The following is a 21,408-nucleotide window of genomic DNA, read 5'->3' as shown; positions in this document are numbered from 1 at the left end:
CTGCAATCGGTTTTTCTGATAATCAAGAACCATTGATCAAGGATATCGCTAATTCTGGTGTAAACTGTCCAGCTTGTGTACCTTTTCCAATCCCACAATCGCCATCGGATTCACCTGGACGTTTGATCCATAGATAAGCGTCTGCAAAAGAGCTGGATTGGATAGTTGGTTCTTTTCCTAAATTTCTGGCAGAAGGATTACACCATTCGCCATTTGATCCATTGCCATTGCGACTAGTATCTATAACGAGGTGGGCAGTGATGTTATATTTGTTTTTCAGTGTTTCTGTTAATTTTGTGCCATATTGTTCGACATCAGTCGTTTTATTGTAGTTAGAAACGTTTAGAGAAATACCTCTGGTATTTGCAACCCCTGCCTCTTTTAACCATCCTGCCATATCTTCAGGAGATTTCCATTTTCCATCCCCGCCATCGATATAAGTCCAAGCAGCAGGTGCATTTTGTTTTAAGACTTCTGTTGCGCCATTTAGCAAGGAAAATCTAGTTTGCCGATCTGTATTAGATAAACAGTCTAGGTGAATCAAAGCATCTGGCTCTAAAATGACAATAGCAGGGCGATTGCCAATACCTTTTGCGATCTTTTGAATCCACGCATTGTATTCTTCTGCTGACTTTGCTCCGCCTGCCGAGTATCCACCACAATCGCGCTGAGGAATATTGTATGCGACAATGATCGGAAGTTTCTTTTCCTTTGCTGCTTCACTGACATAGTTGTCTACTTCATCTGCATTCCACCCGCCAAACCATCTTGCAGTGGGAGTACTAGCTATTTTTTCCTTAATTTTTTTAGCACGCTCATCATTTGCGTTGTTTTTTACCCATTTGATAGCTTGGGAATCTGTTTCGGTATAAAGACCAATTGTGTTAAGAAATGGATTATTGGTATCATTGCTAATTGTTTCTGGATCATTGGTCTGAGTTTCTGATGAAGGTTGTGTATCAGACTCCTCTTTGGAAATTTCCTGTTTTTGGGATGGTGTATTTTCTACGGGAGTTTGTTCATGGTGCTGGTGGTATTGAGACAATTCAGAGATAAAGGATTCTAAGGAAATATTCCAATAAAAATTAGTGAGGAAAAGCAAGCCAATTAATGTTTTAACCAAGCATATATCCCCCTCATGATAAATTAATAGTTAGTTTGTTTCTAATAGTAAGATAATTACACAAGGTAATCAAATGAAATTTAGATGAATAAATGTTTTCTAGAAAGAGAGAGATTTAAGAAAATACAAAATCCCTTTCCAGAGAAACTACCTAGTAGAACAAGTCCAATTTTAAAGGTTATATCATGAATTTCTTTTTTTGCGATAATCGGCTGTTGGGGAAGAAATATAGAAGAGTATCCTTAAAAAACAAAAGACAGCACACCAGAAGGGGCTGTCTGAAAAAGCTTAGTTGTTATTTTCCTGTTTCATAATACGGTTGGTAACTTCATATGCAGAGGTGAATGAGAGCTCGGACAGTTGTCCTTCACCATGGCACCAATCTCCTGCGAAATAAGTATCTTTTAAACTATAAAACTGGACAGGCATGAGCTGCTGGTCATGAATGCTTTTGATTTCTTGTACGGTTGCTTTTTTGGAAAGTCGTTTTGCAACAAGAACATCTCTCCAACCAGCAAAGTGTTTATCATATACAGATTCGATAATCGCTACTTTTTCATCTGCTTTTCCTTCTTTGATTTCTTCCTCATTCAAATAAGCAATAGCTTGCATCAACTGTCCGCCTTCAGGAATACAAGTTTTATCATAATGGGAAATATCCGTAATAAATACACGTTCCCCTTTGTGATAAATATATGTGTATGGACTTGCTATTCGCTCGGATAAACCAACATCATATACTACAACTTGTGTAGGGAGATAATTTGTATAAGCGGTGAACAGAGATTCATATTTTGTTTCCCCAAATAATTTTCCAAGTTCTTTCGGTGGAATACAGAAAATAAATTCATCTGCTTCGTAAGTTTGTTCTTTTCCATGAATTGCTTTGATTTTACTACCTTCCACTTCTAATTTATCGATTTTTTCTTTTGTAACAATTTTTCCGCCATTTTTTTCAATGATACTTGCAAAAGATTCTACAATCGCTTGCCAACCTCCACCTATGTAGGCAACAGCTCGCTGGGTAGAGAAGAGTCTTTTGTAGTAGGCAAAAAATAAGGGGGAAGGAATATTTTCAGGTTCATTGGTAAAAAAGTTAGAAGAAGCAACTGTTAACAGTAATTCACGAATTTGCTCAGGTTGCTTTTTTAAGTAATCCCCGATTAGTACGCCATCTTCTCCGCGTTCAATTGCAGTCAATGTTTTTAAAATCTCAGCAGCAAATCGAAGTTTGTTATTTGCATCGAGCACTTCCGTTTTATACAGTCCTTCTAATGTTGCAGGCATCGGTGTGGTAAAAGTTCCCATGTCATAAAATGCTTTAGAAGGAGAGAAATCGCGCCAATCGACTTCCAATTTGATTTCTTTTTCAAACTTACGGAGGACAGATTTGTCTCGTGCATAGATGGCATGTGCCCCAAAATTAAAATTAAACCCTTTCATTGGGATGGACATTGCCCTTCCACCTAGTTTGGGCGCCTTTTCTAATAGTGTTACTTGGTATCCGTGGTATGCTAGTCTGGCTGCTGCAGAAAGTCCAGCTAAGCCGCCTCCAACCACGACAACAGATGAAGACATAAAAACACCCTTTACAAAATTCATTTTTCAAAAGTATCGTAGACATAGATAAATTCCCTTCTTCGTAGAAGAAAGGGTTTCATTGTGAAAAGCATATATTCATCCCCTACATTGTAACAAGTTCTTCTGTTTTTCGGTAGAGTGCAATCATATTCTTAATTTTCTTATAAAAAGGAAGTGCAACCAAAGATGAAACTGGTAAGTGCTTGTTTAATGGGCGTTCATTGCCGTTTTGACGGAAAGCATAGTTTGGATACAGAGGTACAAAAGTTAGTAAAAGAAGGTAAGGCGGTACCGGTTTGTCCAGAACAGATGGGAGGGTTATCTACTCCACGTCTACCAGCAGAGATCATAGGTGGTGACGGGGATGATGTTTTAGATGGAAAAGCCAAAGTGGTCAACGTTGAAGGAGAAGATGTTACGGATGCATTTATCCGTGGTGCAGAGGAAACATTACGTGTGGCAAAATCAGTCGGTGCTACAGAAGCCATCTTAAAAGAGCGCAGCCCTTCTTGTGGAAGCTGTGTTATTTATGATGGAACTTTCCAAGGGAAGAAACAAGCAGGAAATGGAGTTACGGCGGCGCTGTTGAAGAGAAACGGCATAAAAGTAGTTTCAGAGGAAGATTAGAGAAAAATGGAGTTTTAGATACAAAAAGACCGAGGCTGCTCCACTCGGTCTGATTTATTTTAAATACATGAGAAAAAAGGCAGTCCCACCAGTTATACCACTGCAATGACAATGCCTTATCAATCATTCATTTTTAGTTAGTTGCTAGTGGTTCTATCTTATCATCTTTTAGCAGTTTCTGATATTGCAGATACATCGCAATTCGCCATGGTACAAGCATTCCAAAAGCTAAGATGAAAAACAATGCCCCAGTTTGAGGGATACTTAGAAAATGCTCAATATACGAATGAAGCGCCAACCGAATGGTCAAAAGACCAACTAAGATATAGACAAAAGCAGGTGAACGCTTTAAGTACACTTGACCTTCCCGAAGTTCAAACTTGGACGTTTTGATGAGTGGAATAGAAAACAGAATTGATCCACACAAAAAAGCCAATCCAGCCCATGTCCATGAGATATGAGTGGGTGGGAAGAGAAACATAAGGAACCCAGTACTCATACCGAGCGGGGGGATGAGAATCTTTTTGGCGTTTGTCGGTTTTGATGCAGATCGAATTCGGATCATGATCATCGATAGTGCCATCATGATAAAGACAATAGTTGCGATTGTATGCAGATGCAAGGTAAGGAAATTCTCCATCTTTGACACCTCTTAATCTACACAGAAAGTGGTAAATCTTGTCCTTATTATATGAAAAAAGCGCGAAAGTATGAAAAAGCGACCCCATGAAGGGTCGTCCTTATAGCGCTTGTAACTTTTGTGTGAGACGAGATTTTTTACGAGCAGCTGCGTTTTTATGAATAAGTCCTTTTGTTACTGCTTTATCCAAAGTACGACTTGCTGTTTTCAAAAGACCAGTAGCTTGTTCTTTATCATTGTTTTCAATAGCAGTTAGAAAACGTTTTACAGCAGTACGCATAGTAGATTTTTGAGCAGAACGATGAAGACGTCTAGCTTCGTTTGTTTTAGCGCGTTTGATAGCAGATTTAATGTTAGCCAAGGGAAATTCACCTCCATAGTAATACTGTTGGTTCCGATAAAACAACATGCATCATTGTAACACTAACGTCTAGGAAAGTAAAGAATAATAGCGCGATAATAGTAAAAAATAGGGAAGAAAATATATCGGGAGTTGACCAAGATGAAAGAACATCAAATCGACCTGAGTCAGTACAATATCCGAACAGATTTAGCAATCGAAGCACATGATCTAGCCCGTGAACAACAGGATAGTCAAATACCTGGTGTCAAGATGAATGAGACCAATGCAGAAGGAATCCGAACCAGCTGGATATGGGTAGAAAATGATGAAGGAGCCCAGCGAATTGGCAAAGCACCAGGTACATACGTGACCATCGAAGTTCCTGCTCTGCGTTCCAAAGACTCTAATTTACAAGAGCGAGTAGCCGAACACTTTGCCAATCAATTTTCACAATTTCTTCAAGATGTTGGCATTGATGCAAATGCAAAAGTTCTCCTGGTAGGACTTGGAAACTGGAATGTAACCCCAGACTCTTTAGGACCACTTGTGATCAAACAATCGATGGTCACTAGACATCTATTTGTCTTAGCTCCAGAGCAAGTAGACGATGGCTACCGCTCAGTAGCAGCAGTTTCCCCTGGAGTGCTCGGTATTACCGGAATGGAAACAAGTGAGATCATCTACGGAATCGTTCAAGAATCCAAACCAGATGTCGTCATCGCCTTTGATTCCTTAGCATCCCGCGCATTGTCCCGCGTCAACACAACCATCCAAATAACCGATACCGGTATCAGCCCCGGTGCAGGAGTGGGCAACAAGCGTAAACAGTTGAATCAAGAAACACTCGGTGTACCTGTACTTGCAGTAGGAGTTCCAATAGTTATAATAATACGGGTATAACGGTTTCGAGTTTGTTACAGAAGATTGCTAGGACTTTTCCAAGTCCGATTAAGAAGCAGATAAACACCAAATTACATGGAGCCCATTAGAAAAAAATAATATAATGAAGGAACACAAAGGGCTTCTCTTATGGGGCAGGAGCAGAACATGCATGAGCTGAACGAGCGACTGATGGGTCTCAAGAACGAGGCGCGTGAGCTTTTCCAGCGTATCGAAAATGTTCGCCATCGAGATGAAGTGTTCGAACTCTGGTGCAGCTATCCTTTCCAGTTCGGAAGGTCTCGTAAGGAAAAGGACATCCAAAAGTGGGTCGCTGATGTTCGTTCGGACAAGGCTGTGATGGAAATCCTCACGGATGTGAAGGAACATCCGTTGCAGCGAATCAGTCGATTCCGAGGAATCGAGCGAGATTCGTATACCTGGACCGCAACGGATCTCCTTGAGGAGGGAAACCTCGATCAGGAGACACATCAAAAGGTGGAGCAGGTCACTCAGGGACCTGAATGGCTCCGTGAGAACTTGGACTGGATCGACGCCGAAAACGGCATGGAAGAGCTTGAACGGCGAATCCAAGCTTGGATCGAGGATGCGAAGAAGGTCCTCTCTGATGCGTGGACAAAGGCTCAGACGGTAGCTCTCGCACAGAAGTTCAACGTGCGTCGCTAGCTCTAGGAAGTCCGCTTTCCCACTTACGGGAAAATAGTACCCTCTGACATTATGGAATTGAATTCTCTCTTCTGTCAGAGGGTGCTGTGTTTTCAAAACTTAAATGTGTTGAAATTTCTTTTAACAGATTATTGTTCCGATAGTGGGGCATATAGAATCGATTTGCGTTTCGATCAAAAAATTTTAATTATCTGGCGGGCTTCCTGCACGACGATTTAAATGGTCAAAAGACATTTCTTCCTCACCTCCAGTGCCTGATAATTTTACACTGATTTCGTAAAAGATTGTTAAATAATCTTGATATTTTCTTTTGTCAATGCTCTTATAAGATTCCGCCAATTTTAATGCGGTATTTCTTTCTTGAGTCTGTAAACCATGTTTATGTGCTAATTGATATGCTTGTTTTAATGCTTGGATTCCTTCATCGTTGCGATTTTGTTGTAACCATAGTTCTGAGAGACCACTAAGAGCTTCAAATTGATAAAAGGCATCGTCAACATCTTCGCTCAATTTAACAGCATTTTGCAGATGTGATTCGGCTAAGGAGATATCACCGATTAGACTGTACAGTTTCCCAAATTCTATTTGGTTATATGCAGCAAAATAGATATCTTTGATTCTATCTTTCCATTCAGTTGCAGTTTCAAAGCATACTTTCGCCATTTCCAAATCTCCTAAATCCTTATAAATACTTCCTAACGTTGTCCACATTTCAAAAGATCGATCATAGCTTTTTTCTCGACGAGCGATATCAATCGCCTGTTTTGCCTTTTGGATCGCTTGATCATACATTTTTTCCCGAAAGAGCAGGTTTACTTCTGACTGATACATATTTAGTTTGGTTTCAGTATCCATTTCACCTTCGTACATGCGCATGTCTTCTATAACTCTTTTAGCCTCACTATTTCGCTTTAACTTCTCCAAATAAATGACTTTGCTCACAAGCAAAACATATTTGGTAGATTTTCGTTCTCCATTTGGATCAAAAGCTTGTAAACCATTTTCCACCGTATCAATGCTTCTTGATAATTGTTAGATCGAGAGTAGATGCGACTTAGTTCATAGTAACTAGCTGCTACTACATTGGTAGATAAAAGAGCAGGGAAGCGGTTACAGCCAGCAATCGCATCTTGAAAGTAAGAATAAGCTTTCGACCAATGTTCTTTTCCTCTACGAAAAAAGTATTTCCCTTTTAAATAGTGAATGATGGCTAATAATGGATCATCTTTTAACTCTGCTTCTATTTTCTTTAATTCTTTGTTTCCTTCTTGAAGATAGCCATAGTCGATGTGATTTTCGATGGAAGTTAGTTTTAATTGGATCATTTGCAGGAACTGATCTTTCTTTCCTGCTTCTTTTTTCAATAGTTGAGGGATATCTTCCCAAGCGATACCAATAGCTCCAAACAATCTTTTGATCGTTTGCTGACTGGCTCTTTTTCCCTTTGCTTTTTCTACGTTACTTACAGTCGAAGAAGAGACCCCAGCTTTTCTTGCTAATTGCTTTTGCGTAAGGTGGGATTTTTCTCGCAAACGGAGAAGTAAAGTACCCACTTCCAGGCGACTATATTGTTCAAAATCCATAAAATCTATCCTCCTCTATCGTACCAAAAATTTTTTTGTTTCAAATAGTCAGTGAAATGGTTTGAAACGTCATTTTTAAGTCAAATGAGACCGACATGTGAGTCGATTTTGGTGAAATTTTTTCGCTGATTCACCTAGATGAGTAAAATTTGACTTGGGAATAGGAACTGATTTGTCAATTTCTCAAAATTTGTAAATAAATTAATAATTTATTATAATTCTAAGCAGAGATGAGACACCTTAGATGGCAACGTTTTCAAGATTAATCATTCCTCTATGTAGAGGTCAAGATTTTTCAATTTCGTAGCTGTACTCAAATTCATGAAGGGATGCATTGCAAATGAATCGGCTATATTCATACAGAATGTCTTCCCCTTCACTTTTAAATCGTCCCCAAACTTGACGCTGCATTTCGACTACGGCTTGGTTACGGGCGATATTCAGGATGGCTGCTTCTTCCTCTGTTGGCATGCGACATGTAAGGCGTTCTTTTACAGTGGTAGGATAAAAGTTTTTTTCCTCTCGGAGCCATGTAAAGAATGGAACATAATTATCGTTCCATCGTTGAAGAGGATATAACTCTTGATCTCGTTCGCACAACTCTCGCAGCAGAGAAGCAAGGTAATAGCCTTCCATGATCCGATAGGGAACACGATCGACAATTTGAACGCGATAGCGTCGAAACACTTCTGTTTCAGCGGTGGTGTTTAATTTACCTGCAATCTGAGCCCCAGCAGGAATAATTTTGGATCGGTCTAAAAATCGAACGAAAACTTCTCTTCCTTGTTGTTGCAAAACTTGCATGTATGTATCGTTTTTTTGCAGTTCTTTACCTTCTATTTTAGGATGGCTTGTATCCCCTAAAATTTCTTTTGGGGTAGACGAGCGGACAAATGCACCTCCACGCGGGACAATTTCAATCAGATTTTCTGATTGCAGGCGAAGAAGTGCGGCTCGAACAGTGGAGCGGCTGATATCTAAATCCTTTGCTAAATCTCGTTCAGAAGGTAAACGGTATCCAGCATAGTAAATTCCTTGGTTAATTTTATCCATGATCAGCTTTACCACTTCATCTATTTTGGAGCGAGTATTCATCGCTGTGGTTCCCCTTCCTATTATCGAATAAAGACTCTTTCTTGATCTGCAAAATAGTCTTGAATGCGAATCTGTTGAGCAGGATGTAAGTTTAATGTTTCTAATTCATCTTTTGTAAAAAACGTGACTTGTGTTGATTCCGAACTAACCGCTATTTCTCCACCTAAGATTTTGCAATGAAAACAAATCGAAAATTGCTGGCGAATCTCACCATCAGAGAATGCGATAATATGATGGGGGTCTGTGTAAAGGCCAATGCACTTTAATATCTCTACATCGAATCCGGTCTCTTCTTTAACTTCACGGATGATTGTTTCTTCGATGGATTCACCTAAGTCCATGGCTCCGCCAGGTAATGACCACAGGTGATTGTCACTTCTTTTGTGCAACAAAATTCTGTGCAGTGAGTCCTCTACAATTGCTGAAGCAGCGGGGACTAATGAATTGGCTTTAGGGGCATCAGATTGATGATAGTAATCTTTTCTAGCCAAGAGGCATCTTCCTTTATGATTTTCTGATTACTATGATTATACTGTAAATATTTTGGTTTGTCATTAGAGATACAGTGGTAGGTACCATACTTTGAAGGAAGAGGGGCTAGTCATAAGCTCCAAATTTATTAGTTACCGTTCATGACTATGAAAAATTCAATAAGTCTAGATTGGATTCTGGAAAACCGAACAGTTCCAGTAGAAGTTACAAATGTGCTTCAAGAGTTAGCAGACAGACACCAGTATACTGCGGATGTTATGCATCAGCATAAAAAGGAACTGGTAACAGAACTCCATCAATGGGCAAAGGGTATATCGCAAAATTTTTGTTTCCAAATGGCATGGAGGATGATGAAAGATGGATTCATGCTTTGATTCGTATGGAAATCAGGAGATTAAGTAAGCTCTAAATATAAACAGAGGTGATAGGAAATGGCATTAAGGTTAATCGTAGAAGGCTGTAGAGATAAAGTGAGGGGTTTTGTAGAGTTTTTAAAAATAAGTCATCAATGGCGTTTTTACAATCGTTCTCGGTTTTCTATCGGAGGAGATGAACTTCGAATAGACTATTTTTTTGATGAAAATCCATACATCAAACCGACGATAACAACTCGACAAGTAAGTAAATTGTCTATTACTAGTGAGGACGGAAAAGAAATCGAGCTCACTTTATTAGATGCTGAAATGGTAGAGATGGGAGATGGTTTGGTTTATATACATGGGAGAAATTACGATATTTTCGCTGATTAAGATACAATATCATTTTTAGCCTCATATAAGAACTTCTATGTTAATTGCTATAAAAGGAAAAGAGGTGACCCCGACTGTCTTCAGCCGGGGTCATTTTACTCTGGTGACATTATTGTTTTCTATTTGACACCAGAACTACTTCACTCTATACAGAAGTGAAGGTAGCAGCTAGTTCTATCCCATTAGAACATGAAGGATCATGCCAAGCGTGGGCCAGTCCACAAGTTCCTGTTCCCGGATTTCACGCAGGGTCGGAATCTCTACGTATGTCCGCTCCGTGTCCTCCAGAACACCTTGTGGAATTCCTTGCTTCTGACGCAGATACTCCATTTCGTCGTCGGTCAGTTCGGCGCCGAAGACGTGGGCTCGGTGAGCCGACATCGTTGCGGCGACCTGTCGGGAACCATACATCACAAACCGATCAGCCGGAAGGTCCAGACTTGTCTCTTCCCGACACTCTTCTGAAGCGAGCGCACGAGGATTGGGGACATGCTTGAAGCTGGAACCGCCGGGAACTTCCCAGACGTATCCTGAAGCATTGGAGACCGGAGTGCGAAATTCCCTGATGAGTACTACGCGGCTGTCATCCAGACACTCGGCACGCTGATAGAGGACAATGGTGGCAATGTCTGGACGAGACAGCACTACCTCATTGGTCTTTGAACGGCCTTCGGCAGTAATGTAGACCTCCGCATGCAAGGCCCAGAAGAACACCAACCGACGATCCTTGCCGACCCGGAAGGTCCAGACGACTCGTGCATGCTCCAGTACGTTACCTGCAGCACGCTGTGCCTGATACCACTCTTGGAAACGGGAAGTGCGCCAAACAAACAGAGGAATTTCCCTTTCTCCATCCGTTCGCCATGCACCTTCTCCCATCAACTCCAGCGCATTGGCAACCGTCTGTTCCAGAGTAGTTGCTTCAGGTACATGGAGCTTCCTTGCATAAAGCCTAGGATAACGAGTGCCGAATGCATCTTCCGGCGCTCCGAACACGATTTTGCCACTGTCCTTCCACTTGCCCCATTCATCATTGGTCGTCAGGCCAGGCATGGTTTCCATGTCGCGCGGAACCCAAGCGAGAATTACATCAGCGAGGTGGAGGCAGCGCTCCTGCCATTCGATCAGGTCGAAGTATTCCTGATCGGTGTTGATCTTCTTACCATCTTGACCAGGACGAATCTCAGGTACGAAGACAACCCCATCGTAACCTGCTGTTTCAAGCAGATAGAGGGCATGCGGACGCCACGACTGGATTTCAGGATTCTTTGGCGTAGGCCCTACCAGATAGATGGACTTCTTGTACCTCTTTGGTGGTTCTTCGCACGCGTACACAACGGTGATGTTTGACATAATCCCTCCTGGGATTAAATTGAACGGATGCTAACTAAGTTATTATACTATTTATTCTATGAATTATGAAAAATTTATTTTGAGGATGAATGACATAAATAGTTGAAAAATAAAAATAGAAGTAAAGTTGTTCAATTTATTTGCTATAAAAAAAGATACTCTATTGTAAAATAAAATCACCCAAATGGTTGGGTGCGATTAAGTTTAAGAAAGTAGATAACCCATAGAACTAGAAGTATAATGGTTTCATAATATATAGAAGAGGTAATTTTGTGATGAATCGATTCAAGCAAATGGATGATTAAAGTTGCTTTTAGATCAAAACCGTCCGTTTCCTAAACATGTAGTTAAAAACTTGCATGATCATCTTGTTGTGGAGTGGACGTATCATTCGAATTCAATCGAGGGGAATACTTTAACACTATCAGAAACAAAAGTCGTGTTAGAGGATGGTATCACGATTGGTGGAAAATCAGTTAAAGAACATCTTGAGGCATTGAATCATAGAGAAGCTATATTTTTACTAGAAGATATCGTGAAAAGAAATGAGTCGTTTTCAGAAAGAGTAATCAAAGATTTACATGCCATTATTCTCAGAGGGATTGATAATGAAAATGCTGGCGGTTATCGAAAAACTAACGTTCTAATTAGTGGAACAGAGCATATTCCGCCTGATTACTTAATAGTTGAAGAGCAAATGAGGAATCTCATTTCATGGTATAGGGCAGAAGCACAACAGTTTCATCCAGTAAAAAGAGCAGCGATGCTGCATAGTTTGTTTGTGAAAATTCATCCGTTTATTGATGGAAATGGTAGAACTGCAAGGCTATTAATGAATTTGAAACTGTTAAAAATAGGATTTGTTCCCATAGTGATAAAGAAAGAACAACGTTTACACTATTATCAAGCATTGGATCGTTCTCATGTTGCTTCTGACTTTGATGATTTTATTCAGATGTTAGCCGAATTGGAGCAAGAGAGACTCGAATTTTATCTGCGATTTTTATAGTTTCGGGCAGGGGATTTAATTGTAAATGGATCATTTCTTGTGAGTGGAAGAAGGCTGATGCTTAGCATCAGCCTTTATCTAACTTCATATAATTTGTTTGGATTCATGATTAATAGTTATAAACGACTGCTTTTGCATCACAATGATCTCTATTATATGGGCGTTTATCGTAGCAGTATAGACGAAGTTGATAAGTTCCGGATAGACCAGACACGGAGTATGTTTGTTTTCCTTTGTTATTTTTCGTTTTTTCTATAATTTTTTCCTTTGTTTTTACATCTGTTACATGAAAGGCAATTTTGGAATCATTGTTATTTGTAATTTCTATTCGAAGCTTATGATGGGAATTGGCAGCTATTTTGGGTGTCCAGTGATCAGACCGCTGATCTTTGATGTAAGTAGAAACACTTGTGTCTTTGCCTGCAGCAAAGGAATGGGATTGTACGGAAAAAAGAAAGGTGAGTGCTAAGATGAAAGCTAATGAAGGCATCCAAATTTTTCTCATGAGTTTTTCTTTGTCTCCTCTTCAAAAGTTTATTTATTAACATAATACCTAATGTTTTGTATAATTTAACCTTAATTAGATGTTTACTTGTGACATTTTCAGTAAGAAATCCATTTTATAGAGATTTTTTCTATACATATGAAATTCCTCTTGAAGAACAAATATAGCTAAAAGCCATTTCTCTTATATTTTTCATGTTTGTTCCCATGCAGATTGAATGGTAATCAATAAAATAGTGAAGAATGGGACACATAAGAAGGAATGGAGTGAAGAACATTGATCGATATCGTAGGGCAAATCATGTTGTATGTCAATAATCAGGAGGAAGCACTGAAGTTTTGGACAGAAAAAATTGGATTTTCTCTCATTTCTGAGCACGATAATGGGCAAGGGATGAAGTGGTATGTCATTGCCCCAACGAATAATGCTCAAACCAGCATTGTTCTACATAATAAGGAATTGGTCGCAAAGATGTCTCCTGAAGTGAGTCTCGAAACACCTTCCTTATTGTTTTTCTCGAAAAATCTCGATTCCTTATATAAAGAATTTCAAAGTAAAAACATAACAATTGGAGAAATGATGCAAATGCCTGAAGGAAGAGTATTTAACTTTGCTGATAATGAGGGGAACTATTTTGCTGTGGTAGAGAAAAAATAAGTTAAACGAACACATTAGATAGATCAGTGTAACGAAGGCCTTATTTGGAAGGTGAAAAATGAGATAGGAATGTAAGGCAGCGCTCTGTACTATCAGAGCGCTGCCTGCTTAATTAAAATGGGATGTATTCAAATCACAATAGTTCGATATAGCCTTCAGTTCCATTTATTCGAATACGTTGCCTGTCCTTTATCAGTTTGCTAGCATTTTCGACTCCAACAATTGCTGGTAAACCATATTCACGTGCGATGACCGCTCCATGTGTCATGAGTCCACCAACTTCGGTGACTAGCCCTTTTATGGATACAAACAAAGGGGTCCAGCTAGGATCGGTAAAGGTAGTGACTAAGATATCTCCTTCTTCTAAATTTGCATCTTCCATCTTTAAAATGACACGTGCTCTGCCCTCTATCACCCCGGAAGAAACAGGTTGACCGACAATAGCTTCGCCTGGGAGATTTTCTCGTTTATATTGACCTGCAATGATTTCACCATCAGATGTGATAACCCGTGGAGGTGTTAGCTTTTCATATAATTTGTACTCGTCTTTTCTTTTGTTGATGATCTGATAATCCAATCTATTTGTTTGTACAACTTCGCGAAATTCCTCCAACGTAAGATAGTATATGTCTTCTTTTTCTTGCATAACCTTGGCTTCTACAAGCTTTTTGGCTTCTTTGATTAAGGCCTGTTTATAAATGAAGTAGCGATTTATCATTCCGTATTTTGGATACTCCCGATAACCGATGAAATTACGCATCAGGCTGATCATTTGTTTTGTCTTTTCGGCTTTTTGTTTGCCATCTGGTAACTGCTTTAATCGATCTAATAACTCTTGTTTTTTTTCCGACGCTTTCTGTCGCCCTTGCTCAAATTTTCGCTTGCTTGCATTCGACTCAAAGTTTTTGATGTTACTGAGAATCATCGGGATGAGTATCGTTGGTTTTTCACTCCAGCGAATTTGAGTAATGTCAATCTCTCCTGGACATCGCATGCCATATTTGGTGAGAAACGTATTGATTGCGTTTTGGGCTTCTATTCCACCATGAAACTTAATTATTTCATTTAGGAAGTTATCATCTTTTACATGCTGCAAATAATGGATTACATCTGGGTAAGGACGAATCACATCGGCAACATCCATTAGCGCCAAACCCATCTCCGATGTAATATTGTTTGAAACAGATAGAGAAAGCGTATCTGCTACGTTTTTTTCACCCAACCATTTCTGCATTTTTTTATTGATCCAGACTGAAGCATTCATAGCAACCATAATCGTATGAGAACTTTGTGGATCAAATAAGATCTTCTTTAATTGTTGAAAATCTTTTAGAATGAAATCAAATACGTCCAATCCTGATTTTGTTTGGATGTTTTGTTTTAACTCTTCTATCGATGCTTCATTACGTTTGATTAAATCAAGAACGATGGTTGGATTGATCTCGATATTTTGTGCCAGAGAATTCTCAAATACATCTTCATTGCTTTCAATGAGCCGAGGCATTTCTATACCATCAGGTATAGATTTTATAAAATTTTCTCGCTCTATGAGACTTATAAATGCGTCTCTGATGAGCGGATCAGATTGTTCCATTGCATCAAAAAAATTTTTTCTACTGACAGGTGACGCCAGAATATCGGTGTTATCCATATACAACCTTCCGCCTGCGTGCAGCAAAGAATGTTTATGGTTTTTTTTAAAAAAGGACATGCCTAGTGGCTTAATTGGTTCTGTCATCATCTGTACGTGACCAACAGATAGATAAACCCGATTCCCATTCCCCCGATCATCTGAATCAGGCACAGGATATAAAGTCGTGATGGGACGACTCTGGACGATATAAAATATCTCGTCTGCTAAACACCATTCGATATCTTGCGGGCAGCTAAAATAGGCTTCGATCTCTCTGCCTATGTGTGCGAGTTGTAAAATTTGTTGGTCACTAAGTGTTTGCGTCTTTTGTTGATCAGAATCGATCTGTTTTGTCTCTGTTCCGCCTTTTTTTCGTCCATAGATAGCCAATTTTTTGGTTGCTATCATCTTATTGACGATTTTCTCTTCTTGCACCTTATAGCAATCCGCAGATACCAAGCCGGAGACAAGGGCCTCTCCTAAACCAAAGCCAGCATCGATCGATAGAACCTTTCGATTGGAAGTAATCGGATCAGCAGTAAATACAATTCCGGAAGCCTGTGGGAAAATCATCCGCTGAATGATAACGGATAAGTAAACTTGGCTGTGGTTAAATCCGTTTTGGATACGATAAATTACTGCGCGATCCGTGAAAAGAGAAGCCCAGCATTTACTGATATGTTGCAATATTGCATCTTTCCCAATGATATTTAAATAGGTGTCCTGTTGACCGGCAAAAGAAGCATGAGGTAAATCTTCAGCAGTTGCGCTGGAACGAACAGCGTAAGCGTGTTCCTCGCCAAATTGGGAGAGATAGTGAGCAACAGCTTTCACCACATTGGAAGGAATTACTACTTCCATAATGGTTTTTCGAATCTTCCTGCTGATTTCACCAATTTGATCTCGATCCTTTGCTTTTAGCAGTGCTAGTTGATTCAACAATATGTGGAACACTTCGTTTTGTTTGAGGGCTTTTTGATAAGCTTCTGTTGTAACACAAAATCCATTTGGCACTTGTATCCCTTGAATTTTTGATAATTCCCCTAAATTTAACCCTTTTCCGCCGACAAGCATAAGCTGTGTTTTTTTCATTTCCTGAAAATCGAGAACCAAAGAACTCAATCTATCTCCTCCTAACATTTCTTTTGGTTTCATTGATATATTTTGAAAATAGTGCTTATGGTATCCTCTTTTTCTACGCACCGAAGAGTTGATTACAATATATGTATATATTCTAGAACTTAGCTCTAAGAATAAACAGTCTATATCTTATCTTATTTATATTTTATAATTAAAGTGGGAGAGACGTATTTCATTTTCTAGGTTCTTATTGTTTTGTTTAGGGAGAAAACAACTACCCATAAATCTCGGATATATAAAAAGACTTATGAATCATTATTTCATAAGTCTATTTACCAATTAAAAATATAAATGGAAAAATAAGGGCATATCTCATGCGGAATCTCATGCTTAAAAAACCCTTATATATCAACGTTTTCCGAATATAGGTTACAAAACTATACTTTTGTAACCTTAAATAACCTTTCAAAAGAGAGAAATGATCCGGGTTCTAATACGAGAATCAGTACGAATATTCTCTAAAGTATTTAAGAGCTTGTGTTCAAATTTATATTTAGGCAAAAACTTCTTATGTATTATAATTTTAATGAAGTGGATCTCAAATAGAGAAAGATAATCAAGGGGATATATATGCCTCCCTTTTTTGTTTATTCAGAGAATGATAAATAAAACAAATAAAAAGGAGTATTCAGTGACTATAAAAAAACGCCTATATATTCTTATGTCCATAAACATATTATTAACGGCTCTAGCGAGTTATCTCATCTACACTCTAGCATTCCATTACTATTTTGATTTTCAAGCTGATTTAACTACCTTAGAACAATGGATGGAAATCTTTTATTTATTCATTTTTTCATTGGGGCCTGCCTTATTGTTTTCCTATACTACTCCATTTCCCATATTAAGAACGAAAACAATTGCAAAAACAGCTAAGCAGAGTTTTCTTACTTATTTAGGTTTGTTTGGGATACAAACAATCCTTTCTTTCGGGTTAGAGTTTACAATTTATCTAGGTCATACCAGAGTTGGGATAACCCATGGTATAACGAATATTTATTGGAAAGATGATTTTTTGGTATTTTATTTCATTTTTGAATGCATCAAGCTTACGTTTTTCACACTTGGCAATGTGATCTATTTTTTTGTAGAAGAGAGATTTTTTTCAGTGTCTTAATTTCCTTAAGAAATAAGAGATCAATAAGTTCTATGTTGTTCAGATGAATAATGAGGGGTTATTAGAAAAAAATACTTTGTAAAAATAAAAAGGATGTTGTTTAAAATGTCCGATTACAAAGTCAAAGTAGTTGTAACAAACAATAAACTCGATACTATAGATATTGAAAATAAAATCACTGACTTTCAGCGTGTTTTCGCTGAAGTTGCTTCACGCTATTATAGTGATAAATTTAAAAAAAGGGACAAACGGACAAAATTAGAATAGAGGCTAGATAAGCCTCTTTTATATTTGTTTCTTTAGTCAGAGCAGTATATAATACCTGTAATAATACAACTGTAGAATGTGAAAGGTTGTAGATTTATGTCAGGTAAACTAAGAATAGCATTATTTATGAGGGCAAGTACAAATAAACAAACAAGCCAAGGAAAGATGAAACTAGCTGCTCGATCTGGCAAAGTATCTGCTAGACCTGCATCAGATGAAAATGATCTTCCGCTTCAAAAGAAGAAATGCATGGAGTACATAGAGAATCAACCGGATTGGGAATTTACGGAGTTAGAGTATGTAGAAGCCGGTGTATCTGGATTTCATACACATACTAGTAAACGGACAGGTCTGAATCGTGCTTTTGAGGACGCGAAAAAAGGTCTATTTGATGTATTGTTAGTATATAAACTCGACCGAATTGGCCGCCGATCAACAGAGAGTTTAAATCATGCCATACGTTTTTTAAGGCATTGCCGGATTTGGGTAGTAGATAAAAATAGAGAGTTTACCAACAATGGAGATGCGGATGAAATTTTGAACTTCATTGAATTTTGGTCTGCCAAAAAGTCTTCAATGGATACCAAAGTTCGTGTAACAGATATGATGAAACTCATTCATAAAGAGGGTTTTTGGACTGGTGGAAATCCTCCATACGGGTATCGCAATCATCATGAGTTGTCCAATATGTTGGACATTGACCCTAAAGAGGCGGAAGTAGTAAAAGAAATCTATCGGTTGTATGTATCAGAAGGTCTAGGAATGCTGCGAATTGCTAGTATATTAAATGAGAGAGATTTACAGACAAGGACAGGTCGCCAGTGGCGATCCGAAAGTATTCGAAAAATATTACGTAACACGGTTTATAAAGGTTATTTGTCTTATGGGAAAACAAAGACAGTAGAAGGAGAGTTTGGATCGTATCAAAAGTACACCAAACAAGGGGAAGAACTCGTATCAGAGAAGTTTTGGCCGGAATATGAAATCATTTCAGCAGAGATTTGGGGAAAAGCACAAAAGATGAAAAAAGCGAGAGTGACCAATAATCAGTTTGGAGGGGTTGCTCCTCAGCGAAAAGGAACAGGAAAAGGGTTATTAGTAGGTGTTTTAACCTGTGAATGCGGCAGCAATATGACATATGGAAGTCAGCGGGATTGGTTGGATTCCAAAAGAACAAAAAAAGGCGAATTATATGGTATCTATCGTTGTCTAAGGAGACTCAAGTCAGGAGTTCATGCCTGTGGGTCAAAAAAAGGAACGCATAAAACGGAAAAACTCGATAGACTGGTCATGGATAAAATAAAGGAATACACCAAAGAATTGATCACATCGAATGTATTAAGCGAGATTCAACAAAAGACGTTACATGCTTCCAAAGAAATCGAAGCAAAACTGTTGCAAGCAAAACAGGATCGAGAACAATGGCAGCGAGCAAAAGAAAATGCGAATAATCACTTGCTCAAGATTTTAATGGGAGAAGATTCTTCTTTCTCTGAAGCCCAATTAAAAGAGCTGTATGAACGATCAGTACGGGAATTGCAAAAAGCAGAAAGACTATATGAAGAGATGAAAGCATTAAAAGACAGCAATGGTCTTTCGGAAGTAGATGTTTTAAAACTACAAGATGTATTAGAAGACTGGGGAAAATTATTTGTGATTGCAACTACTGAAGAAAAACGAGAAATGATTAAAAGTATTGTGAGAGAGGTGAAAGTCGCAGGAGAAGACATCACAATTGAACTTCATTTTGATGTTCCAAAGTTTTTTGAGGCAGTAAGTTGTGCTAGAGAAACTGCGGCAACTCTTGAAAAACGGAATGGAGCGCTTTTGTCTTCAGAATTGCAATATAGTAACAGTAGGAGTTCCAACCGTAGTTGATGCAGTGACGATTGCATTTGATACGGTGAACTACTTATTGGCTTACTTGAGTAGAGAAATGTCAGGAGTAAAAGGAAATCCGCTTGATCCTTTGAATCGTCCAGAACTAAAAGAATTAGAGCAGCAAGAAGTACCACTTGAGACCAAAACAAAGATGCTGGGTTTAGTTGGCGGGTTAGAAGATGATGAAAAGAGACAGCTTATTCATGAGATATTATCACCATTGGGTCAAAATTTGATGGTAACGCCAAAAGAAGTAGATGATTTTATTAATGATATGGCGAAAGTGATTGCGACGGGATTAAACTGTGCCTTACATGAAGCAGTGACGATGGATAATGTTGTAACCCATATGCATTAATAATGGTAGTAAAAATCCGTTGAATCTCTGAACGGTTTTTCTATATTGGGGCAGGGCTTCCTGCGAACCGAAGTTCCTAGGAAGCCCCACGATCCCCTACCTCTAGAGGTTCTGGTTTTGCATGTCCAGCCTCTACTGTCGGTAGTACCGAATCAGCTTTGAGAAGTGAGGGACAAGCAGGTACTGAAGGTCGCTCCACATTCCAGGCGCATTCCCTCCAGCATGCAGACGGATGACTTCACCTCGAAGCTTCACTCCGAGATAGGCGAAACAGAGGATGTTCTGTGTCTCGTCATGCTTGAGGGGAAAGACTTCTCCAGTGAGTGCCATCCGCTTGAGCTGCTCCTGACCCCAGTGGGGACGCTCGCCGAGTTGAATCCCTTGAGGAAGGAGCTCAGGAGCAATGCGGAGAAGCATACGCAGTTCGATGATGTGATCCCGATTCTTGTGTGACCTCCTCATCTCTTGCATCATCTGCTTCAGCCTTCGGCGAAGCCTGATGTTTTCATCCAGAAGCTCCTGGAAGGAAGGATGCGTTGAGCTGGTTGTTACCAGAACAGTCATCTGGTTTGACCTTTCTGTATATAGGGGATTTAGTTGGCTAAAGTAATTATAAAGGAAATTACCTGTAAGATAAATAGAAATTTACAGATTAATTTCGAAATCACTTATCATTTGTTGAATGAGTTATTACCATTTGGGAGGAAAATTGAATTGCAAGTGTGACTATCTCTTTTTGACTGATGCAGTAGATGCTATTACTAGTAGTGTCTTTTGTGTAGATATTGGTTTTTTGAGAAGAATAAATATTAAAACGTGAAGGGATACCGATAGTGGTATCCCTTCTTTATATATGAATATTAGAATTGTCGGCGGGCGGATTAGCGGGAACTTGTCCTACTAACCCACCCGTATGCCTACGCCGAGATTCGGTTGTTCACCAGCTCGCGGTACTCTCTGACCTTGACCGCTTCCCCTTCCGGGAGGATCATGAGCCACAGGTCGAGCATGTCTCCCCAGAATCTGAGGGTTTCACCCCCCAAGTCCTTCTCCATCGCCTCCTCGAAGTACTGGTGAAGGAGCTCATCGCACTTGCTGGTACGAGAGCCCGTTATTTCGTACATCGGCCAGAGGGAGAGATACGCTTCCAGATCGAAAGCGTCATTCCACCTGTGAAGCGCCGAGACATGATCGGCAGTTCTCGCCTCAGGTCTCACCCCATATTCGACCAACTCACTCTCGAAGTTGGCTTGCAGAGCACAGATGTCGAAGCTGGGAAGTTGATTCGGCTCCTTGGTTTGAAGCTCAGTCTCCAGAAGCGACATGAGTTCGAGCTCGAAGGTGTTGGGATCATTGTATTTCCGGATGAACCAGAAACAGTCCCGCATCTCTTGGCGGCTGATCTCAGCGCGGCGGAGCAGGATCATCAGGTTTTGCCTCGCAAACCCGTGGTACCTGTTGAGCCCGATCCTGTCGGCGAAGGCGTGCTGCCTACCATTCTTCCTTGCAGGCATGGGATGCCCTTCTGATCAGTTGACTAATAGAAGTATATTTATTTTATCAACAAAATCATATGACGACAATTATTCTCTAGAATAAATAAACTTAATCAATAGCCCATTATTCATTCGTCTAACTTTATAAAAGCCAAATTGTTGCTATTATTCTTCTCTTCTATTTTTTCGTTCT

The 21,408-nt window shown here is 39.4% G+C and carries 25 protein-coding genes; 12 read left to right on the top strand and 13 right to left on the bottom strand.

The features are described 5' to 3' along the window. Positions 1–22: 22 nt before the first annotated feature. Both AC5WOE_RS00535 and AC5WOE_RS00530 read right to left on the bottom strand, forming a co-directional pair. Entirely contained in the window at positions 23–1,123 is a 1,101-nt protein-coding gene (locus tag AC5WOE_RS00535) for a glycoside hydrolase family 6 protein (RefSeq protein WP_496051625.1), read from the bottom strand. A 288-nt stretch (positions 1,124–1,411) separates the two neighbouring features. Then, entirely contained in the window at positions 1,412–2,701 is a 1,290-nt protein-coding gene (locus tag AC5WOE_RS00530; RefSeq protein ID WP_496048056.1) for a phytoene desaturase family protein, read from the bottom strand. Positions 2,702–2,890: 189 nt separating this feature from the next. On the opposite strand from AC5WOE_RS00530, the gene AC5WOE_RS00525 reads away from it, so the two are divergent. Next, complete coding sequence (locus AC5WOE_RS00525) at positions 2,891–3,331, top strand: 2-thiouracil desulfurase family protein (protein WP_496048055.1); 441 nt, start codon at positions 2,891–2,893, stop codon at positions 3,329–3,331. 133 nt (positions 3,332–3,464) lie between these two features. On the opposite strand, the gene AC5WOE_RS00520 is transcribed toward AC5WOE_RS00525, so the two are convergent. Beyond that, a complete protein-coding gene (locus tag AC5WOE_RS00520; protein ID WP_496048054.1) occupies positions 3,465–3,971 on the bottom strand; it encodes a CcdC family protein in 507 nt (168 codons plus the stop codon). Positions 3,972–4,071: 100 nt separating this feature from the next. Continuing rightward, positions 4,072–4,332 (bottom strand): 30S ribosomal protein S20, encoded by a 261-nt coding sequence (gene rpsT, locus AC5WOE_RS00515; protein ID WP_496048053.1) that lies wholly within the window; start codon positions 4,330–4,332, stop codon positions 4,072–4,074. 141 nt (positions 4,333–4,473) lie between these two features. Between rpsT and gpr the strand changes: the two genes are divergently transcribed. After that, a complete protein-coding gene (gene gpr, locus AC5WOE_RS00510) occupies positions 4,474–5,214 on the top strand; it encodes a GPR endopeptidase (RefSeq protein ID WP_496048052.1) in 741 nt (246 codons plus the stop codon). 129 nt (positions 5,215–5,343) lie between these two features. Beyond that, entirely contained in the window at positions 5,344–5,880 is a 537-nt protein-coding gene (locus AC5WOE_RS00505; RefSeq protein WP_496048051.1) for a hypothetical protein, read from the top strand. Positions 5,881–6,063: 183 nt separating this feature from the next. Here AC5WOE_RS00505 and AC5WOE_RS00500 read toward each other — a convergent pair whose 3' ends face one another. From AC5WOE_RS00500 to AC5WOE_RS00485, 4 genes are all read right to left on the bottom strand, one after another. Further along, the gene (locus AC5WOE_RS00500) at positions 6,064–6,888 is read right to left on the bottom strand and encodes a hypothetical protein (RefSeq protein WP_496048050.1); all 825 of its coding nucleotides are present in this window, start codon (positions 6,886–6,888) and stop codon (positions 6,064–6,066) included. Continuing rightward, positions 6,819–7,463 (bottom strand): helix-turn-helix domain-containing protein, encoded by a 645-nt coding sequence (locus AC5WOE_RS00495; RefSeq protein WP_496048049.1) that lies wholly within the window; start codon positions 7,461–7,463, stop codon positions 6,819–6,821. The genes AC5WOE_RS00500 and AC5WOE_RS00495 overlap by 70 nt, the downstream gene beginning before the upstream one ends. Before the next feature lie 285 nt (positions 7,464–7,748). Continuing rightward, the gene (locus AC5WOE_RS00490) at positions 7,749–8,558 is read right to left on the bottom strand and encodes a GntR family transcriptional regulator (RefSeq protein ID WP_496048048.1); all 810 of its coding nucleotides are present in this window, start codon (positions 8,556–8,558) and stop codon (positions 7,749–7,751) included. A gap of 20 nt (positions 8,559–8,578) precedes the next feature. After that, positions 8,579–9,049 (bottom strand): NUDIX domain-containing protein, encoded by a 471-nt coding sequence (locus AC5WOE_RS00485; RefSeq protein WP_496048047.1) that lies wholly within the window; start codon positions 9,047–9,049, stop codon positions 8,579–8,581. A 141-nt stretch (positions 9,050–9,190) separates the two neighbouring features. Between AC5WOE_RS00485 and AC5WOE_RS00480 the strand changes: the two genes are divergently transcribed. Together AC5WOE_RS00480 and AC5WOE_RS00475 are read left to right on the top strand one after the other, a co-directional pair. Next, positions 9,191–9,424, top strand: coding sequence for a hypothetical protein (locus AC5WOE_RS00480; RefSeq protein WP_496048046.1), 234 nt, complete (start codon positions 9,191–9,193; stop codon positions 9,422–9,424). Positions 9,425–9,481: 57 nt separating this feature from the next. Further along, positions 9,482–9,799 (top strand): hypothetical protein, encoded by a 318-nt coding sequence (locus AC5WOE_RS00475; protein WP_496048045.1) that lies wholly within the window; start codon positions 9,482–9,484, stop codon positions 9,797–9,799. Between the two features lie 174 nt (positions 9,800–9,973). Here the strand turns inward: AC5WOE_RS00475 and AC5WOE_RS00470 are convergent, their stop codons facing one another. Further along, a complete protein-coding gene (locus AC5WOE_RS00470) occupies positions 9,974–11,152 on the bottom strand; it encodes a nucleoside 2-deoxyribosyltransferase domain-containing protein (protein ID WP_496048044.1) in 1,179 nt (392 codons plus the stop codon). A gap of 307 nt (positions 11,153–11,459) precedes the next feature. Between AC5WOE_RS00470 and AC5WOE_RS00465 the strand changes: the two genes are divergently transcribed. Next, positions 11,460–12,161, top strand: coding sequence for a Fic family protein (locus tag AC5WOE_RS00465; protein ID WP_496048043.1), 702 nt, complete (start codon positions 11,460–11,462; stop codon positions 12,159–12,161). Between the two features lie 109 nt (positions 12,162–12,270). Here AC5WOE_RS00465 and AC5WOE_RS00460 read toward each other — a convergent pair whose 3' ends face one another. Continuing rightward, the gene (locus AC5WOE_RS00460; protein WP_496048042.1) at positions 12,271–12,666 is read right to left on the bottom strand and encodes a hypothetical protein; all 396 of its coding nucleotides are present in this window, start codon (positions 12,664–12,666) and stop codon (positions 12,271–12,273) included. A gap of 276 nt (positions 12,667–12,942) precedes the next feature. Between AC5WOE_RS00460 and AC5WOE_RS00455 the strand changes: the two genes are divergently transcribed. After that, the gene (locus AC5WOE_RS00455; RefSeq protein WP_496048041.1) at positions 12,943–13,323 is read left to right on the top strand and encodes a VOC family protein; all 381 of its coding nucleotides are present in this window, start codon (positions 12,943–12,945) and stop codon (positions 13,321–13,323) included. A 133-nt stretch (positions 13,324–13,456) separates the two neighbouring features. On the opposite strand, the gene ppsA is transcribed toward AC5WOE_RS00455, so the two are convergent. After that, positions 13,457–16,078, bottom strand: coding sequence for a phosphoenolpyruvate synthase (ppsA, locus tag AC5WOE_RS00450; RefSeq protein ID WP_496048040.1), 2,622 nt, complete (start codon positions 16,076–16,078; stop codon positions 13,457–13,459). A 649-nt stretch (positions 16,079–16,727) separates the two neighbouring features. On the opposite strand from ppsA, the gene AC5WOE_RS00445 reads away from it, so the two are divergent. The 4 genes from AC5WOE_RS00445 to AC5WOE_RS00430 all read left to right on the top strand — a co-directional run bounded on the left by AC5WOE_RS00445 (position 16,728) and on the right by AC5WOE_RS00430 (position 19,719). Then, positions 16,728–17,213: a hypothetical protein gene (locus AC5WOE_RS00445; RefSeq protein WP_496051624.1), complete on the top strand. Its 486-nt coding sequence runs from the start codon at positions 16,728–16,730 to the stop codon at positions 17,211–17,213. Between the two features lie 105 nt (positions 17,214–17,318). Then, positions 17,319–17,480, top strand: coding sequence for a hypothetical protein (locus tag AC5WOE_RS00440; protein ID WP_496048038.1), 162 nt, complete (start codon positions 17,319–17,321; stop codon positions 17,478–17,480). Positions 17,481–17,576: 96 nt separating this feature from the next. Then, positions 17,577–19,358: a recombinase family protein gene (locus tag AC5WOE_RS00435; protein WP_496051623.1), complete on the top strand. Its 1,782-nt coding sequence runs from the start codon at positions 17,577–17,579 to the stop codon at positions 19,356–19,358. 4 nt (positions 19,359–19,362) lie between these two features. After that, positions 19,363–19,719, top strand: coding sequence for a GPR endopeptidase (locus AC5WOE_RS00430; RefSeq protein ID WP_496051622.1), 357 nt, complete (start codon positions 19,363–19,365; stop codon positions 19,717–19,719). Between the two features lie 76 nt (positions 19,720–19,795). Here AC5WOE_RS00430 and AC5WOE_RS00425 read toward each other — a convergent pair whose 3' ends face one another. After that, complete coding sequence (locus tag AC5WOE_RS00425) at positions 19,796–19,918, bottom strand: hypothetical protein (protein WP_496048035.1); 123 nt, start codon at positions 19,916–19,918, stop codon at positions 19,796–19,798. Positions 19,919–19,941: 23 nt separating this feature from the next. Here AC5WOE_RS00425 and AC5WOE_RS00420 point away from each other — a divergent pair, with 23 nt between their 5' ends. Next, complete coding sequence (locus AC5WOE_RS00420) at positions 19,942–20,172, top strand: hypothetical protein (RefSeq protein ID WP_496048034.1); 231 nt, start codon at positions 19,942–19,944, stop codon at positions 20,170–20,172. A gap of 464 nt (positions 20,173–20,636) precedes the next feature. Here AC5WOE_RS00420 and AC5WOE_RS00415 read toward each other — a convergent pair whose 3' ends face one another. After that, positions 20,637–21,233 (bottom strand): hypothetical protein, encoded by a 597-nt coding sequence (locus AC5WOE_RS00415; RefSeq protein ID WP_496048033.1) that lies wholly within the window; start codon positions 21,231–21,233, stop codon positions 20,637–20,639. Positions 21,234–21,408 lie beyond the last annotated feature (175 nt).

Source organism: Shimazuella sp. NTD248, assembly GCF_059510395.1.
Note: the sequence above shows the minus strand (reverse complement) of the source record. Positions and strands in the feature narration are given on the sequence as shown.

Coding starts and splice junctions, on each gene's coding strand:
- AC5WOE_RS00530 (WP_496048056.1), bottom strand. CDS start 2,701: ATGTCTTCATCTGTTGTCGTGGTTGGAGGCGGCTTAGCTGGACTTTCT.
- AC5WOE_RS00525 (WP_496048055.1), top strand. CDS start 2,891: ATGAAACTGGTAAGTGCTTGTTTAATGGGCGTTCATTGCCGTTTTGAC.
- AC5WOE_RS00520 (WP_496048054.1), bottom strand. CDS start 3,971: ATGGAGAATTTCCTTACCTTGCATCTGCATACAATCGCAACTATTGTC.
- gpr (WP_496048052.1), top strand. CDS start 4,474: ATGAAAGAACATCAAATCGACCTGAGTCAGTACAATATCCGAACAGAT.
- AC5WOE_RS00505 (WP_496048051.1), top strand. CDS start 5,344: ATGGGGCAGGAGCAGAACATGCATGAGCTGAACGAGCGACTGATGGGT.
- AC5WOE_RS00495 (WP_496048049.1), bottom strand. CDS start 7,463: ATGGATTTTGAACAATATAGTCGCCTGGAAGTGGGTACTTTACTTCTC.
- AC5WOE_RS00490 (WP_496048048.1), bottom strand. CDS start 8,558: ATGAATACTCGCTCCAAAATAGATGAAGTGGTAAAGCTGATCATGGAT.
- AC5WOE_RS00480 (WP_496048046.1), top strand. CDS start 9,191: ATGACTATGAAAAATTCAATAAGTCTAGATTGGATTCTGGAAAACCGA.
- AC5WOE_RS00475 (WP_496048045.1), top strand. CDS start 9,482: ATGGCATTAAGGTTAATCGTAGAAGGCTGTAGAGATAAAGTGAGGGGT.
- AC5WOE_RS00470 (WP_496048044.1), bottom strand. CDS start 11,152: ATGTCAAACATCACCGTTGTGTACGCGTGCGAAGAACCACCAAAGAGG.
- AC5WOE_RS00460 (WP_496048042.1), bottom strand. CDS start 12,666: ATGAGAAAAATTTGGATGCCTTCATTAGCTTTCATCTTAGCACTCACC.
- AC5WOE_RS00440 (WP_496048038.1), top strand. CDS start 17,319: ATGTCCGATTACAAAGTCAAAGTAGTTGTAACAAACAATAAACTCGAT.
- AC5WOE_RS00435 (WP_496051623.1), top strand. CDS start 17,577: ATGTCAGGTAAACTAAGAATAGCATTATTTATGAGGGCAAGTACAAAT.
- AC5WOE_RS00420 (WP_496048034.1), top strand. CDS start 19,942: ATGCAGACGGATGACTTCACCTCGAAGCTTCACTCCGAGATAGGCGAA.
- AC5WOE_RS00415 (WP_496048033.1), bottom strand. CDS start 21,233: ATGCCTGCAAGGAAGAATGGTAGGCAGCACGCCTTCGCCGACAGGATC.